Below are 16,022 nucleotides of genomic sequence, written 5' to 3' on the forward strand. Positions count from 1 at the left end.
CTACACCAGCGATCCGGGCGATCCGTCCGGGCGCATGCCGGCCACGGCCGGCTTGCGGGCGACATCGTCACGCAGGTAGACCGGCAGCGCCAGCTCCGCCGGCACACCGCCCTCCCGGGGAAAGCACCGGGCGGCCAGCCGCGCCACCGCGCCGGCGCCCGGGAACCGGTCGGAGAGGACCGCCGCCAGGCAGCCTTCGGCCTTCCGGGACAGGATATCCGCATAGGTGGACCAGCCGCTGCCGATACCGATGCCGGCCATGCCAGGCGGAACCGTCACGGTAGCGGCGGGACAGACGCGCTCCTGCCCGGCCAGCTGCGGATAGCCGTCGGCATCGCGATCGTAGACCGCCCAGTAGACCTCGTGCATGCGGGCATCGAGGCAGGGATAGGCGCGCGCCAGGGCCGGATAACGGGCCAGGGCGTCGAAGGCCAGGGCCGCCAGCGTCGAGATCCCGATCACCGGCAGGTCCAGCCCCAGCGCCAGGCCCTGGGTAACCCCGGCGGCCATGCGAACCCCGGTGAAGGACCCCGGTCCACGGCCGAAGGCGATCAGGTCCAGCGAGCGGGCCGGGCAATCGGCCTCCGCCAGCAGCGCCTCGATCATCGGCAGGATCAGCCGGTTGTGTTCGCGGGGAGCCAGCTGGTACCGCTCATGCAGGCTGTCGCCGATCAGGAGGGCCGCCGAGCAGGCCTCCGTCGCCGTCTCAATGGCCAGCACCTTCATGGGGCGGCCGCCGGAATGGCGTGTTCGTGGGCGAAGAAGGCGGTGACGTCATCGAGGGAGCGGCTCCGGGGCAAGGGCGGCAGGCTGTTCAAGAAGGTTTTCCCATAAGGTTTGGCAAGCAGGCGGGGATCACAAAGCATCAGCACACCGCGGTCCTCGTGGTCGCGAATCAGCCGCCCGACGCCCTGCTTCAGGGCGATGGTCGCGGCCGGCAGCTGGTGGCAGGCGAACGGATTCAGGCCGGCACGGCGCAGGCTGTCCAGCCGGGCAGCCAGCACCGGATCGCTGGGCGCCGCGAACGGCAGCTTGTCGATGATGACGCAGGACAGGCTGGGGCCCGGCACGTCGACGCCTTCCCAGAAGGTGGCGGTACCGAGCAGCACGCCGTTGCCGGCGCGCTTGAAGGCTTCCAGCAGGCGCGATTTCGGCTGTGTTCCCTGGACGAACAGAGGATAGTCGACCGCCGTCGCCAGCCGGGCAGCCGCCTCGGCCAGGGCCTGATGCGAGGTGAACAGCATGAAGGCCCTGCCCTGGCTGGCGGCCAGCACCGGCAGGCTGGCCTCGACGACCCTGGCCGTGTAGTCCGGCGCGGCAGGACCGGGCATGCCCGGCGGCAGATAGAGCAGGCAGCGGTTGCGGTAGTCGAAAGGACTCTCCCAGGCCTCGCAGCGGGCGTCGTACAGGCCCAGTTGCCGGGTGAAGTGATCGAATCGCCCGTTCACCGTCAGGGTCGCGGAGGTAAAAATCCAGGCGGCCCTGGAGGTGCCGCGGAAACGGCCGAATTCCTCGGCGAATGCCAGCGGCGTCCGGTTGAGGGTGAAGCCTCGCTTGCGCGTCTCGAACCAGCGCACCTGGTTTTCCGCCTCGCCGTCGAAAAACAGCTGCAGGCGCTGGTCGAGTTCCCGGCAGCGCTGCCGGCAGGACTCCAGTCCCTTGCCCCGCACCGCCAGCGGTTGCAGCAGTTCCGCGAGCGTCAACAACTGCCGGCAAACGGCCGCCAGCACCTCGGCAAGCTCGGTATCCTGCGCCACCGCCTGCCAGGCATCGCGGCGCGCCTCCAGTCCCAGCGCCAGTCGCGCATCGTCCACCAGGCGTTCGAGCCGTTCCGCCTCCTCGGCCAGGGCCTGGGCGTCCGGGGCGTCGCGCAGGCGTTCCACGCCGATGTCGCTGGCCAGTTCATGCAGCTGGCGCGAGCTGATCGAGAGCCCCAGGAACTGGGCGGCCGATTCGAGGAACTGGTGGGCCTCGTCGATGATGACGGTATCGGCGGCCGGCAACAGCTCGCCGAAGCCTTCGTTGCGCAGCGTCCAGTCCGCCCACAGCAGGTGGTGATTGACGACCAGGATGTCGGCCTCGCGTGCCCGGGCGCGCGCCCTGACCAGATGGCAGTCGGCATAGTGGGGGCAGTCCTGTCCCAGGCAGTTGTCCACCGTTGAGGTCGCCGCCGGCCACAGGGGGCTCTGTTCGGGCACCTCGACCGCCTCGCCGATGTCGCCGGTCTGGGTCCGGCGGGCCCAGCGGCGTATCGCCCCCAGATGGCTGGCTTCCTGGCTGCCGTGACCGGCGCGGAATCCCAGCACATGTTCGAGCCGGTACAGGCACAGGTAGTTGGAACGTCCCTTGAGCAACGCGATGCGCAGGGGCTGCCCGAGCACACGGCGCACCATGGGCAGGTCCTTGGCCACCAACTGGTCCTGCAACGTCTTGGTGGCCGTCGAGATGAGGGTTCTTTTACCGGACAGGAACGCCGGCACGAGATAGGCGAGGGTCTTGCCGGTCCCGGTGCCGGCCTCGGCCACCAGGCAGCCGCCCGCTTCGACGGTCTCCGCCACCGCCACCGCCATCGCGGACTGGGCCGGGCGCGGCCGGAAACCCGGCAACGCGCTGGCCAGCGTCCCGCCCAGGCCGAGAACCGCCGCGAGATCGGGTCGCACCTAGTAGCGGGCCTTGTCCATGGCCTCGGCCGCGCAGCTGGCATCGCCCTTGAGGCGGCAGGCCTCGCCGATGATGCGCCAGTTGCCGCGGACGAGTTCGGCATTGTTCCTGGCGAGAAGGTTGGATTTCCTCGCCAGATCCTCGGCCAGGCCGGGCTGCTGCTGCCGCAGCCGCACGTCCGCGAGCACATGCCAGAGTTCCGGGTTCTTGGGCTGGATGCGGATGGCGCGCTCCAGCGACGCGGCCGCATCGGCGTAGCCACCGGAGCGGAACTGGCTCTCGATGTCGCCCTGCAGCGCGACCACCGCGGGCGGTGCGTTCATGGCAAACAGCCTGGGTGCCGGCGGTGGCGTCAGCGCGGGCGAGACCGGCTCGCTGGCGGCGGATGGCCAGACCGGCTCCGCGGCCGCGGGCGGCGTTGCGTCCTCGGGTGGTCCATAGGGGACGGGCTCGGCGGTTTCCACCGGCGGCAGCGATTCGGGGATCGGGTTCACCCCATAGGGGGAGGACGAGTAGCCCGGCAAGATCTCCCGCGGCGCGGACTCCGAGGGCAGGCTTTCCTCGAGCAGGGGCGGTCGCGAACTCGGCAGCGGGGTGATCGTGGGGGTCGGCATGGATTCGGTCGCCGCCGGCTGCGGCGTGACGGCCGGTGCCGGTTCGGGCAAGCGGACCGGCTCGACTATCGGGGCCGGCGCCGAACGCTGTCCGCCGATGCCGGCGCAGCCTGCCAGCAAGAGCGCCGGCAACAGGACGAGGCAGCGAAACCGCTGGTCAATGCGGAGCGAAGCGGCTGGATGGCCTTGCGGCAGGCCGCTCCGGTTTCGCGCCGGCGATACGCTCGGGACAGGAGTGATCATGGCCGGGAAGCATACCGGAAATTCCCGCTCCCGCCGCAGGAAACCCTTGCCCGGCGACGCGCGGAGCCCCCCTGAACTTTTACCGCCATGGCCTGTCCATGGGCTCCGAATGTCCGGCGGAATGTTCTTGCCGGACGCGAAATTTCGGGATCAGGGATTGGCGATTGATCGGTCGCTTTGTTGTGCAAGGCAGGGCGCTTCGGTATATTCGCAGAGACTGTATCTAATGACCCGCGGCCCACAACCCCCGTCCTTAGCATCCAGCCCGAGCCATTCACACTATAACAATCGATCTGTCACGATCGAGTGAGGGAACAGAACATGCGCAACATCAAGGTCATGAAAAACAGCCTGGCCGCCCTGGGATTCCTGGCTGCCAGCCTTCTTCCACTCTCCGCCTGGTCCCATGGCGGCGCCAGCGTCGACACCGATCAGTGCCGGGTCCAGATTGGCTCTCACCTGGTGCACTTTACCGCTTACCAGCCGCAGCTGACCGGCACCACCGAATACTGCAACGCGATTCCCGAGACCGGCCCCACTACTGTCGTCTTTGACTACGAGGGCAAGGCGCTCCGCAACATGACGGTCGAGTTCGAGATCACCAAGGAGCCGGAAGGCACCCGGGTCTTCTACCAGCCGCCCAGCACGCACCCGAACGGCACCTTCAACTCCATCGTGAACTTCACCGAGGCGGGCAAGTACCGCGTGCACATCACCCTGGTGAACGAAGGCCAGAAGGTGGATGAGCACATCGGCCTGGCCGTCGGCGCGGGCGCCAGCGGTATTCCGACCAGCACCCTCATCGTCGTCCTGACCCTGCTGGTGGCGGGCGGCTACATCTTCTACCTGTCCAACGCCGGCTTCAAGAACGCGATCGACAAGCTGATCTCCAACAAGAAGCAGGCCTGATCGTTGACCGGCCCGTTGCCACGGGCCGGTATCCCGGCGCCAGGATGGGGGAAACCCTGTCCTGGCGTTTTACCAACCACGGTTAACCGCCATGTCCAGACTAACGCTCGCTACCCTCACGGCTTCACTGCTCGTAACGCTGCCCCTGCCCTCGGCCGCCGTCTTCAAGGCGCCCCCCACGGCCAAGGTTGAAGCGGGTCAGGCCGAGCCTTTCTGCAACAGCGGCGCGCCACCCGAATGGCGACAGGCGCAGGTGGTGGAAGGGGTGCAGATACAGGAATCGCGCTCCTGCAATCCGGACAACCCGAACGACATCGCCGCCTTCGTCAAGGGCACGAACAACATATCCATGGAAACCCTCATGGATACCTCGAATGTCGCCGCCGATACCCTGACCCTGAGCAACGATATCGACAAGGACGGCGATCCCGACCATTACATCATCAAGCTCGAAATCATGGAGGTCAACGGCCACTCGCCCGACTTCCCGGGCGTGGTCCCCACCTTCGACATCGCCCCGGGCATCCAGCCGAGCTTCTGGGTCTTCACCCCCAAGAGCCGCGACATGTCGACCCGCAGCTTTGCCAGCGCCGAGGCCAACCCCTTGCTGCGCATGCCCTCCCCGCCCATCCGCGTCGAGCAGGGTGACGTGGTCTGGCTGGTGGTCGAGAACTCGCACTATTTCCCGCACTCCATCCACCTGCATGGCGTGGATCATCCCTTCATGGATCATGCCGGCGAAGGCAATGATGGCGTGGGCCAGACCAGCGAGATGGACATCATGCCCGGCCAGAGCAAGACCTACGTGATCCGCCCGCGGCAGGCCGGCACCATGTACTACCACTGCCACGTGCAGCCGCATACCCACATCGCGATGGGCCTGGCGGGCATGTTCATCGTCGAGGAAAACCGCCCGAACAACTGGCCGCAGGTCTTCAACATCGGCGCCGGCCAGGTGCGGCATCCCTCGGTGGCGGTACTGGAAAAATACAAGCAGGAATACGACCTGCACTACCAGTCGGTGGACAAGGAACTGCATTCGATCCCGCAGTCGGCCAACGACGTGCGCCTGGTGGCCAAGAAGATGAACCAGGAATACGACATGACCGACGCCACGGATGACTACTACCTGCTCAATGGACGAGCCTTCCCCTACACCCTGCGCGAGTCGCTGATCACCGTCAATCCCAGCGAGAAGGTGAAGATTCGCATCCTGAATGGCCATACCGAACCGATGGGCCTGCACATTCATGGACACAAGGCTACCGAGACCGATTACGACGGTGTGCCGGTGAATCCCGCCGCCCAGGTCACGCGCGATGTCTACAGCTTGGCGCCGGCGCAGCGTCTGGACCTGGCGCTCAACACCACCGATGATGGCCTGCACAGCTTCGGCTCCGGTCTGTGGATGTTCCATGACCATACCGAGAAGGCCTTCACCACCGACGGCATGGGCGAAGGCGGCAGCATCAGTCTGGTCGCCTACAAGGATTACGTGGACGAGAACGGCACCCCCAAGAGCCACGGCATGGATCTGAAGCCCTACTTCACCCGGGAGTTCTGGCAGCGCAAGATCCCCGTCTGGCAGGATCACATGGAGGACTGGAGCCCCCTGGGCGCACCGGCCGGCACCATGGATACCAAGCCCGGCATCAACGCTGGCAACGAGTTGCTGCCGCCGCAGGCAGCGCCTGCCGCCGGACCTTCCGCCAGTGGCGGGACCGCTCCCGCCGCCCCCGCCGGCAATGGCGGCGGCCTGTTCTCCGGCCTGCTGCTCGGCATGGCGGCTTATGTCCTCTACCTGAACCGCGCAAAGGTCATGGCACGACTGGGCCAGCTGCCTTTCCTGGCCAAGCATAAGCAATGAGGTGGATAGCGATGCTTAACCAATCCCTGAAGTTTGTTGGCGCCGGCCTCCTGTTGACCGCGTCGCTGGGTCAGGCCGCCGAAAAGACCGAGACCTTCGCCGAGCACAAGATGCTCATGGACCATGGCGGCGGCCATCTCATGGACATGGAAGGCGGCATGGTCATGGGGCAGAACAAGGACACCCTGCCGCCCGGCTGTTCACGGGTGAGCGAGGACGTGTCGATCACCGTGCGCGCCGGCCACAAGTACGCAAAGGATTATCCCGGCACCATGTTCGGTTTCGATACCCATGAATGGCGTGTCAAGCCGTGTACCCGCCTGACCGTGAACTTCATCAACGAGGACCACATCCGCCATCAGTGGATGATGCATGGCCTGCCCAAGTTCATCTACGACAAGGGCATGTTCCATCTGGAGATGACCGGCCCGGCGAAGATATCCGGCACCCTGATCCTGCCCGCCGAGGACAGGACCTATCTGGTCCATTGCGACATTGCCCAGCATATGGAAAAGGGCATGAAGGGCCAGTTGATCGTTGGCAAGGGCAGCACGCCCTTCCCCAGCATCCCGGGCATCACCGATTTCGTGGTTCCCGACGACTATGGCCCCAAGGTTCCCGACTCGGTCAAGCTGCCGCCACCCGCACCGGCGGCGGGCGTGTCCGCCGGCAACAGCGCCACACCAACGTCGTCCGGCAATGGCACGTTCCTGCTGGGCCTGGTGCTCGGCATCGTGGGTACCCCCCTGGGTATCGGCTACTATCGTCGGCGCTTTGCCGGCATGTCGGGGCAGGAGGTCGCCACCTGCCTGGTGGATGGCTGCCGCTCCTGGCTGGACAGGCTGATCGGCTTTCTTACCACCCTGATCGGCGGCGTGCACAAGAAGTAGCCGGGTTCCCTGCTGCCCGGCTTCCGGAGAAGCCGGCGATTGGCCGTCGGGGTGACATGACGTCACCCGGCGGCCTTTTCATGTCCGGAGCATCCAGCGCTGGCGCAAACATCGCTCGCACCCATTCCGGGGCATGCCGCACCATTTCGGTGATGCGGCAAGTCCCACGGGACCGGAGCGCCCCGTTATCAGGCCGCTCGCACCAGTAACAACCTGGCCTGAACCTTGCTTGCCTCTCGCGATCCCCTTGATGAGGTCATGCAATGGATAACGTCAACCAAAGTCAGGACGTGCTGTTTGTGCTGCTCGGCGCCATCATGGTGCTGGCCATGCACTCCGGGTTTGCCTTCCTGGAACTCGGCACCGTCCGCCGCAAGAATCAGGTCAACGCGCTGGTCAAGATCCTGGCGGATTTTGCCGTATCGACCATCGCCTACTTCTTCGTCGGCTATTACCTGGCCTATGGGGTGCAGTTCTACCAGGATGCCACCCAATTGACGGCCGACCATGGCTACGCGCTGGTCAAGTTCTTCTTCCTGCTGACCTTCGCTGCGGCGATACCCGCCATCATTTCGGGCGGCATCGCCGAACGCGCGCGCTTCAACCCGCAGATCGCCGCGACCTTCCTGCTGGTTGGCCTGGTTTACCCGTTCTTCGAGGGTATCGCCTGGAACAACCATTTCGGTGCCCAGGCCTGGCTGGAAAAGACTTTCGGCGCCCCCTTCCACGATTTCGCCGGCTCCGTTGTGGTGCATGCACTGGGCGGCTGGGTCGCGCTCACCGCCGTGCTGCTCATGGGGCCGCGCCGGGGACGCTACCACCGCAACGGCGGCATGTCGGCCCATCCGCCATCCAGCATTCCCTTCCTGGCACTGGGCGCCTGGATATTGACCGTGGGCTGGTTCGGCTTCAACGTCATGTCGGCGCAGACCTTGCAGGCCATCAGCGGCCTGGTGGCCATCAACTCTCTCATGGCGATGGCCGGCGGCACGCTGGCGGCGTTGCTGGCGGGCCGCAACGACCCGGGCTTTGTCCACAACGGCCCGCTGGCGGGGTTGGTGGCCGTCTGTGCAGGCTCCGACATCATGCACCCGGCCGGCGCCCTGGTGCTGGGTCTCTGTGCCGGCGGGCTGTTCGTCGGCATGTTCACCCTGACGCAGAACCGCTGGAAGATCGACGACGTACTCGGCGTGTGGCCCCTGCATGGCCTGTGCGGCGCGCTGGGCGGCCTGGCGGCCGGCCTGCTGGGGCAGCCCTCGCTGGGAGGGCTCGGCAAGGTCGCCTTCATGTCCCAGTTGCTGGGCACGGGACTGGCCATCGTTGTCGCCCTGACCGGCGGCTTTCTGATCTATGGCGTGTTGCAGCGCCTTTTCGGGTTGCGGCTGGATCCGGAGGAGGAGTTCACCGGTGCCGACCTGACCATCCACCGGATCAGCGCCAGTCCGGAGAAGGAGTCCGGCTGGTAGGAGGTATCGGCCCCGACCCTGCGGCACGCCGCTGCCACAGGGTCGCGATACCATCGTCGAGACAGTCAGGCGTCGCCGTGCACCAGCCTGGCCAGCTGGATCGCCGGGCTGAGGACGCTACCCTGGAACTGCAACCAGTTCAGGAGACCGTCCAGGTACACGATATGCGGCGCGACACCCTGGGAGGTGATCCGCACCACGCACTGATGTCCTGGCCCTTCCCAGAGAGAAAAGGTGACTTCCCCGGCATCGACTTCCCGGCGCGTCATCGGCTCGTAGCCTTCGGCCAGGATGGCCTCGACCACATCGTCGGGACGCCTGACCTTGCCGCCGAAATAGCGGGTGACGTCGGCGGGCTGGAATTCACCGCCCTTGTAGGTAAAGAATAGGGCTGAGCTGGATGCTTGGGTCATGCTTGCGCTCCTCGTCAAGGTAAAGCAGCGATTGTAACAACCTTGCCCCAGAATGAGAGATTCCGGCGGTAGCCTGTGGCGGCCGCCGCCGGGGCCCTCCGTGCCAGTTGCCGAATACGGACGACTCTCTCACACTAGCCGTTTCCAACAGCATCGAATTCACCCCCACGGCATGCCCCGCTCCGCGCTCAAATCGCTGCACGAGACCCTGGCGCTGGCGACCGGGCTGGGCATGCTGGGCGTCGCCTGCCTGTTATGGTCGCCGCTGGCCCTGATACTGAAGATGCTGCTGCCGGAACGCCACGGGCGCGCACTCGGACGGCGGGTCATCAGCCTCGCGTTCCGGGGCTACCTCCACGTCCTGGGTGCCCTGAACTGGGTCAAGGTCGATCTTGCGGCGCTCGACAACCTGGCCCGGCAACCGGCGACGATCATCGCCCCCAACCACCCCAGCCTGCTGGACGCCGTCCTGATCTTCTCGCGCATTCCCGACATCGGCTGCATCGTCAAGGCTCCGCTGCTCGACCATGCCCTGCTGGGTGCCGGTGCCCGGCTGGCCGGCTACATTCCCAACCATCGGTGCCATGACATGATTCGCCTGGCCGTCCGCGAGCTGCGCGAAGGCCGTCATCTGCTGCTGTTTCCGGAGGGCACGCGCACCTCGCGACCACCGGTCGACCCCCTGCGCAGCAGCCCGGCGCTGATCGCGCGCCGGGCGGGAGCGCCCATCCAGACCCTGCTCATCGAGATGAATGTGCCATTCCTCGGCAAACACTGGCCGCTGCTGCGGCGCCCGAGCCTGCCGATCGTGGTGCACGTGCGGCTGGGACAGCGGTTCCCGCCCCCCGGAGAGGTACGCGCCTTCACCGGCACGCTGCAGCGGCATTTCGAGTCCGAACTCCGGCCGGTTTCCCCGGAGCCGGCCACCGAATCCCTGTCCATCTGTTCCGCCAACCCATGAAAGCGTCCACCACCCATCTGGTGCTGATCCCGAGCTACAACCCCGGGCGCAAGCTCCTCGAGACGGTCGACGCCGCCCGCCAGTACTGGAATCCGGTGTGGGTCGTTGCCGACGGCAGCACCGATGGCTCCACCGAACTGCTGGCAGCCCGGATCGCCAAGGACAGCGGCCTGCGCCTGCTGCAACTGCCCGGGAACCGCGGCAAGGGCGCCGCCGTGCTGGCCGGTCTTGAGGAAGCGGCAGCGGCGGGATACACGCACGCATTGACCCTGGACGCCGACGGCCAGCATCCGGTGGCACTGATCCCCGAGTTCATGGCCGCTTCGCGGCGGCGCCCCGAGGCCATGATCCTGGGTCTGCCGGTCTTCGGCGAGCAGGCGCCGAGGGTGCGTGTCCGCGGGCGCAGGATTTCCAACCTCTGGGCCAATATCGAGACGCTCTGGTCCGGAATCGGCGATTCCCTGTTCGGTTTTCGCGTCTATCCGATACAACCGCTGCTGAGGATCATGTCCCGCCAGCCCTGGATGCGGCGCTTCGATTTCGACCCCGAGGCTGCCGTTCGCCTGTGCTGGCATGGCGTGCCGGCCATCAACCTGCCGGCGCCGGTACGCTACCTGAGCGCCACGGAAGGCGGCGTATCGCATTTCCACTACGGGCGCGACAACCTGCTGCTCACCTTCATGCATGTCCGCCTGGTGCTGGAGTCTCTCCTGCGGCTACCCGGCCTGCTGATCCGGTGGCTGTCGGGGCGAGCCTAGTCCCGGCAGGGGCGCGCCACAAACAGCACATTCGCGAAAGGGGTGCCGCCGCTCATGGGCTGCGCTTCCGGCGCGAATCCCGCCTGCCGCAGCAGCGCATCCCAGGCCTGCCGGGTTCGGCAGCTGAAGCGCCGCCGGCCATAGCCGCGCACCCAGGCAACGGTGTGATCGACCAGGTTGGCGCGCCGCTGGCCCAAGCCGGCAGCCCGATCGCCGACCCGCAGCAGCAGGCGGCCATCGGCCGGCAGCCCGTGCCGGATGCGTTCGAGCAGCCGCGGCTGCGCCTCGGCATCGAGATAGTGGAGCACGTCGAAGAGCACCACTACATCCGCCGCTGGCCATGGCAAGTCGAGCAGATCGCCACATTCGAATGCGGCCCTGGGGCCGAGCGCCATCCACGCGCGCTGGATGTCGACCCGCAGGGCGTCGATGCCCCGGTAGCCGCGCAGGGATGGCGGCGCCGGCAGGCCGGCAGGCCAGTCGCCGGCATCCCAGCGTTCCCGCGCCGTCCGCAGCCAGGCGGCCAGGAGACCCTGCCCGCAACCGAGATCCAGCACCCGCGCCTGGTCGGGAATCAGTGCCTGCTCCAGCAGGGCGGGAAAGATCGGATCGCCGGCCAGCTTGCCCTGGGCGAAATGCCGCGCATAGCGGCCGGCCGGGCGATAGGCCTCGGCCGCCGCCCGGACCAGCGTCTGGCGGAACGCATCGGGCAGCTGCGCCCTCATGCCAGGGTTTGCGGCAGGCTGACCGGCCGCAGGCCCGCCGCCCGCGCTGCCGCCAGAACCTGCGGCAGGGCTTCGAGGATGACCGGGCGACCCGCCGGGGTACGCGCGGCGTTGCCGTCATGCAGGAGCAGGATGTCGCCCGCCGCCAGGCCCCGCAGCAGACGCCGGCTGACTTCCGCGGGCGCGCCTTCGCGCGTGTCGAAGGCGCGCCGGGTCCAGCTGGCCAGTTGCAGACCAAACCGGCACAGGGCCGGCTCCAGCAGGGGGTTGCGGATACCGAACGGCGCCCGGAAGAACCGCGGCGCCTGGCCGGTGATGTCGGCCAGCGTGGCCTGCGCCGCGCCCACCTCCGCGACGAACCCCCGATAGCCAGACAGGGCAAAGCCGAGCCGGTGGCGATGGCTGTGGTTCTCCACGCTGTGGCCACGCGCGACCATCGCACGGCACAGGGCGGGATATCGCCGCGCCTGCTCGCCGATGCAGAAGAAACTGGCGCGCGCGCCCGCGGCCTCCAGCACGTCCAGCACGGCCGGCGTGACGTCCGGATCGGGGCCGTCGTCGAGGGTGATGGCGATGTCGCCCCGGGCCGCGGCGGCGGCCGGCAGCCGGGTCCAGTTCGGCCCCAGCAGGCGGCTTCTGGGCCACATGCCCGCGGCCGAGATGAGCGCCTGATCCAGGGCGACCGCGCCGGCGCACCAGGGCCAGAGCCCGCCGTCGAGGCCGGATACGATCACGGCGCCCGCGTGCAGGGCCAGGGAGCCCGCGATGAAGCCCGCCGGCCGCCAGGGTCTCGCGGCGAGCGCGACAGACTCTCGGCGAACCCCGGTAACATATTGCGAACCTTGTTGCGTCACTCCCCTCCCTCACCTGCCTGCATGCCCGTGGCCCCGGAAAAACCCCAAGTTCCCCACCCCGCCCTGCATCCGCATTTCAGCGACCTCGGCGAGAAACAGGCGTTCCTGCGGCGTGTCTTCGACGACTCGGCCAAACATTATGAACGCATCGCCAGCTGGGGATTTCTCGGTACCGGCGGCTGGTATCGCCGCCAGGCGCTGGCGCGGGCCGGGCTGCGGCCCGGCATGCGGGTGGCGGACATCGCCGCCGGCACCGGCATCACCGCCCGGGCGGCCGCCGCGCTGGCCGGCGATCCCGCGCTGGTCACCTGCGTGGACCCGAGCGGCGGCATGCTGCGGGAATCCCGGCGGCGGCTTCCCGCCGCCCGGCATGTGCAGGCCGGGGCCGATGCCGTCCCCCTGGCCGACGCGACGTTCGACCTGCTCAGCATGGGCTTCGCCGTGCGCCACGTCGAAAGCCTGGACACGGCGTTCGGCGAGTTCGCCCGCATCCTCAGGCCCGGCGGACGCCTGCTGATCATGGATATCACCAGGCCCGAGGGCAACACGGCATACCGGCTGGCACGCCTGTATTTCCGCGATCTGATGCCGCGCCTGACCGGCATCGTCACCGGCAGCCGGCAGGCCCGCCAGCTGATGGAATACTACTGGGAAACGCTGGATCGCATGGTGGAGCCCGCCTGCGTGCTGGCGGCCCTGCGCCAGGCCGGTTTCGAGCTGCCGGATCGGCATGTCGAAGCCGGCATCTTCAGTGAATACAGGGCCGTCAAGCCATCAGCCTGACCATGCCCGCGCCCGGCCGGGGATGCGATCGCCCGCCACCCGGGCCACCCGGCCCGGCCCTCCCGATCGTCCCGCGGCGGCAACGTTGTCGCGGCCAAGCCTTTGTTATACTAGGAGTGGCCCGCACGGGTTGCCGCATGGCGGCGTAGACAACCCACGACATGCGGGAACGCGAATCCCCCGTCAAACGAGCGATGATCTTGAACGCGGATACCGTTTCATCCCGCCACTGCGACGTACTGATCATGGGCGGCGGACCGGCCGGCGCAGCGGTGGCCGCGTTGCTGGCCAGACGCGGCTGGCATGCCGTGATCCTGGAGAAGGATCGCCACCCGCGCTTCCATATCGGCGAGAGCCTGCTGCCGCTGAGCCTGCCCTTCCTCGCCGAGCTCGGCGTTCTGGAGGAGATCGAAGCCATCGGTCTGCGCAAGTACGCGGCGGAGTTCCACTCCGTCTACCACGGCAAGAGCATGACCTTCAGCTTCGGCGAGGCGCTGCGGCCCGATTATCCCTATGCCTACCAGGTGCGCCGCGCCGAGTTCGACCATGTGCTGCTGCGCAATGCCGGCCACCAGGGGGCCGAGGTGCACGAGGGCTGGCGGGTCGACACGGCGGCGATCGCCGACGGCGAAATCCGCGCGGTGACCGCGGTCGACGAGACCGGCGAACGCGCCCGCTGGCAGGCCCGGTTCTATGTCGACGCCACCGGCCGCGATACCTTCCTGGCCGATTTCCTGGCACTCAAGGAGTGCAATGCCCGCCATCGCAGCGCGGCGCTGTACGCCCACTTCGAGGGCGCCGAGCGCGCGCAGGGACAGGCCGAGGGCAACATCTGCATCCACTGGTTCGATCACGGCTGGTTCTGGATGATCCCGCTGAAGGACGGCACCATGAGCGTCGGCGCGGTCTGCAAGCCGGAGTATCTGAAACGGCGCAGCGTGCCGGTGGAACAGTTCCTGTTCGATACCATCGCCCTCTGCCCGGGCGTCAGCCGGCGCCTCGCCAACGCCAGCCTGGCCGGCGAGGTGACGGCGACGGGCAATTACTCCTATCAGTCACGGCGGATGACCGGCAAGAATTTTCTCCTGGCCGGCGACGCCTATGCCTTCATCGACCCGGTCTTCTCCAGCGGCGTGCACCTGGCCCTCAACAGCGCCTTCCTGGCGGCCGAGGCCGTCGACGGCATCCTGCGGCAACCGGCCAGCGCCAAGCAGCGGCTGGCCCGCTTCGAGCGCGAGGTCCGCAAGGGGCTGGGCGTCTTCTCCTGGTTCATCTATCGCATCACCACCCCCGCCATCCGCGACCTGTTCATGAATCCCGAGAACCTTTTCCGGGTGCGGCAAGCGGTCGTCTCGGTCCTAGCCGGCGATCTGTTCCGGGGCACCCGGCTGCGCGGTCCGCTGCTGGCGTTCCGCCTGATCTATCACGTGAGAAGTCTGCTCATCCGCTGGGGCGTCATGCCGGCAGTAACCCGCTGATGCCGGCGCGGCCCAGTTTCGCCATCCCCGACCTTCGCGGACCGATCGCCCGGCCGGCCGGCCGTCGCAGCGCGACGCCGAGTCTCGGCCAGGCCTACCGGCCGGTGGACGGCCCGCTCGTCCAGGCACCCGGGCAATATGTGCTCGGCGTGCTCCAGCATGGCGGGGACGGCGACCATGACGGTCCGGGACCGGCGCCGGTCGTTGAGGTGCCCGCCTGCCGCGTGGCCATGCCGGTACTCGCCGGTGCGCCCGGCCGGGAGGTCTGGTTCACCGATCAGCCGGTCCATTACGGCCAGCGGCATGGTCTCCGCTATGCCTATCGGGACGGACTGATGTTCGGCGTCGTCCGTTGCCCCGCCGGGGAGCCGGACCGCGCCGCCCACGACGCCTATCTCGACATCGTCCGGCTGACGCGGGAGCATGGAACCGGGCCGATCTTCCGGGTCTGGAACTTTTTCCCGGACATCAACGGGGAGCAGGCGGGACTGGAGCGCTACCGCCGCTTCTGCCTCGGCCGTTACGAGGCGCTGTCCGCCGCGGGTTACCGCCTGGATGCGGATCTGCCCGCCGCCAGCGCGGTCGGCACGCACGGCGGCGACCTCTGGATCGCCTTCCTGGCCGGGCGCGGCATCTTCGCCCAGATCGAGAACCCCCGCCAGGTCAGCGCCTTCCGCTATCCGCCGGCATACGGCCCCCGCAGCCCCTCCTTCTCGCGCGCAATCCGCTTCACCACCCCCCGGCAGGACCGGCTGTTCATCTCGGGAACCGCCAGCATCCTCGGTCACCGGAGCCACGGCACGGGCGATCCGGCGCTGCAATGCCGGACGACCGCCGACAACCTGCAGGCCCTGCTGGCAGCCGCCGGCGCGGACCGCCTCGACCGGCTGGGCGAGCGAGCGCGCTGGAAGATCTACCTGCGGCACCCGCGGCAACTGGAGCCGATCCGCGAACAGCTCGGCACCCTGCTGGATCCCGCGAGTCCCTGCCTCTATGTCGCGGGCGACATCTGCCGCGCCGACCTGCTGCTCGAGATCGAAGGCGTTGTGGATCTGTAGGTCCGCCCTCCGGCAAGCCGGTGGCCGAGGCCGCGGCTTGCCCCTGTATCCCATCTTTCCAAGGATCGATCGCATGTCATCACCGAACGCACTGGAAGCCGAACTGGCCCGACTCATGGTCGATACGCTCAACCTCGATATCGCCCCGGCGGCGATCGACCCTGCCGCGCCCCTGTACCAGGAGGGGCTGGGCCTGGATTCCATCGACCTGCTCGAACTGTCGGTGGTCATCTCCAAGCGCTATGGGTTCCTGATCAAATCGGACGATCCCGAGGTGAACCGCATGTTCTCCTCGCTTGCCGCCCTCGCCGAGGCGGTCTCGCATCGGCGGACGACCTGATC

16 protein-coding genes are annotated in these 16,022 nt (G+C 67.6%); 10 read left to right on the forward strand and 6 right to left on the reverse strand.

Features of this window, described 5'->3' with window-relative positions; translation table 11 throughout:
• From tsaB to ACYQ1H_RS00890, 3 genes are read right to left on the reverse strand one after another with little or no spacing between them, the layout of a single operon-like run.
• Positions 1-726, reverse strand: coding sequence for a tRNA (adenosine(37)-N6)-threonylcarbamoyltransferase complex dimerization subunit type 1 TsaB (gene tsaB, locus ACYQ1H_RS00880; protein ID WP_460026239.1), 726 nt, complete (start codon positions 724-726; stop codon positions 1-3).
• Positions 723-2,660: a DNA repair helicase YoaA gene (yoaA, locus tag ACYQ1H_RS00885; RefSeq protein ID WP_460026240.1), complete on the reverse strand. Its 1,938-nt coding sequence runs from the start codon at positions 2,658-2,660 to the stop codon at positions 723-725. Before yoaA ends, tsaB begins: the two co-directional genes overlap by 4 nt.
• Positions 2,661-3,275 carry a tetratricopeptide repeat protein gene (locus ACYQ1H_RS00890; RefSeq protein WP_460026241.1) on the reverse strand — a complete coding sequence of 205 codons (615 nt, stop codon included), beginning with the start codon at positions 3,273-3,275 and terminating at the stop codon, positions 2,661-2,663.
• Positions 3,276-3,839: 564 nt separating this feature from the next.
• Between ACYQ1H_RS00890 and ACYQ1H_RS00895 the strand changes: the two genes are divergently transcribed.
• From ACYQ1H_RS00895 to ACYQ1H_RS00910, 4 genes are all read left to right on the forward strand, one after another.
• A complete protein-coding gene (locus ACYQ1H_RS00895) occupies positions 3,840-4,427 on the forward strand; it encodes a hypothetical protein (RefSeq protein ID WP_460026242.1) in 588 nt (195 codons plus the stop codon).
• Positions 4,428-4,518: 91 nt separating this feature from the next.
• Positions 4,519-6,294, forward strand: a complete 1,776-nt coding sequence (locus ACYQ1H_RS00900; protein ID WP_460026243.1) for a multicopper oxidase domain-containing protein — start codon at positions 4,519-4,521, stop codon at positions 6,292-6,294.
• A gap of 11 nt (positions 6,295-6,305) precedes the next feature.
• Positions 6,306-7,184: a cupredoxin domain-containing protein gene (locus ACYQ1H_RS00905; protein ID WP_460026244.1), complete on the forward strand. Its 879-nt coding sequence runs from the start codon at positions 6,306-6,308 to the stop codon at positions 7,182-7,184.
• Between the two features lie 263 nt (positions 7,185-7,447).
• A complete protein-coding gene (locus tag ACYQ1H_RS00910) occupies positions 7,448-8,650 on the forward strand; it encodes an ammonium transporter (RefSeq protein WP_460026245.1) in 1,203 nt (400 codons plus the stop codon).
• Positions 8,651-8,715: 65 nt separating this feature from the next.
• Here the strand turns inward: ACYQ1H_RS00910 and ACYQ1H_RS00915 are convergent, their stop codons facing one another.
• A complete protein-coding gene (locus ACYQ1H_RS00915; RefSeq protein ID WP_460026246.1) occupies positions 8,716-9,063 on the reverse strand; it encodes a hypothetical protein in 348 nt (115 codons plus the stop codon).
• A 172-nt stretch (positions 9,064-9,235) separates the two neighbouring features.
• Between ACYQ1H_RS00915 and ACYQ1H_RS00920 the strand changes: the two genes are divergently transcribed.
• Both ACYQ1H_RS00920 and ACYQ1H_RS00925 read left to right on the forward strand, forming a co-directional pair.
• Positions 9,236-10,024, forward strand: coding sequence for a lysophospholipid acyltransferase family protein (locus ACYQ1H_RS00920; protein WP_460026247.1), 789 nt, complete (start codon positions 9,236-9,238; stop codon positions 10,022-10,024).
• Positions 10,021-10,782, forward strand: coding sequence for a glycosyltransferase family 2 protein (locus ACYQ1H_RS00925; RefSeq protein ID WP_460026248.1), 762 nt, complete (start codon positions 10,021-10,023; stop codon positions 10,780-10,782). Before ACYQ1H_RS00920 ends, ACYQ1H_RS00925 begins: the two co-directional genes overlap by 4 nt.
• Here ACYQ1H_RS00925 and ACYQ1H_RS00930 read toward each other — a convergent pair.
• A complete protein-coding gene (locus ACYQ1H_RS00930) occupies positions 10,779-11,507 on the reverse strand; it encodes a class I SAM-dependent methyltransferase (protein WP_460026249.1) in 729 nt (242 codons plus the stop codon). The genes ACYQ1H_RS00925 and ACYQ1H_RS00930 overlap by 4 nt on opposite strands.
• Positions 11,504-12,361, reverse strand: coding sequence for a polysaccharide deacetylase family protein (locus ACYQ1H_RS00935; protein WP_460026250.1), 858 nt, complete (start codon positions 12,359-12,361; stop codon positions 11,504-11,506). The genes ACYQ1H_RS00930 and ACYQ1H_RS00935 overlap by 4 nt, the downstream gene beginning before the upstream one ends.
• A gap of 21 nt (positions 12,362-12,382) precedes the next feature.
• Between ACYQ1H_RS00935 and ACYQ1H_RS00940 the strand changes: the two genes are divergently transcribed.
• The 4 genes from ACYQ1H_RS00940 to ACYQ1H_RS00955 all read left to right on the forward strand — a co-directional run bounded on the left by ACYQ1H_RS00940 (position 12,383) and on the right by ACYQ1H_RS00955 (position 16,020).
• Positions 12,383-13,144 (forward strand): class I SAM-dependent methyltransferase, encoded by a 762-nt coding sequence (locus tag ACYQ1H_RS00940; RefSeq protein ID WP_460026251.1) that lies wholly within the window; start codon positions 12,383-12,385, stop codon positions 13,142-13,144.
• A 200-nt stretch (positions 13,145-13,344) separates the two neighbouring features.
• The gene (locus ACYQ1H_RS00945; RefSeq protein ID WP_460026252.1) at positions 13,345-14,622 is read left to right on the forward strand and encodes an NAD(P)/FAD-dependent oxidoreductase; all 1,278 of its coding nucleotides are present in this window, start codon (positions 13,345-13,347) and stop codon (positions 14,620-14,622) included.
• Positions 14,622-15,680, forward strand: a complete 1,059-nt coding sequence (locus tag ACYQ1H_RS00950; RefSeq protein ID WP_460026253.1) for a chorismate transformation FkbO/Hyg5 family protein — start codon at positions 14,622-14,624, stop codon at positions 15,678-15,680. Before ACYQ1H_RS00945 ends, ACYQ1H_RS00950 begins: the two co-directional genes overlap by 1 nt.
• Before the next feature lie 73 nt (positions 15,681-15,753).
• Positions 15,754-16,020 carry a phosphopantetheine-binding protein gene (locus tag ACYQ1H_RS00955; protein WP_460026254.1) on the forward strand — a complete coding sequence of 89 codons (267 nt, stop codon included), beginning with the start codon at positions 15,754-15,756 and terminating at the stop codon, positions 16,018-16,020.
• Positions 16,021-16,022: the final 2 nt, after the last annotated feature.

Source organism: Methyloparacoccus murrellii, assembly GCF_054657115.1.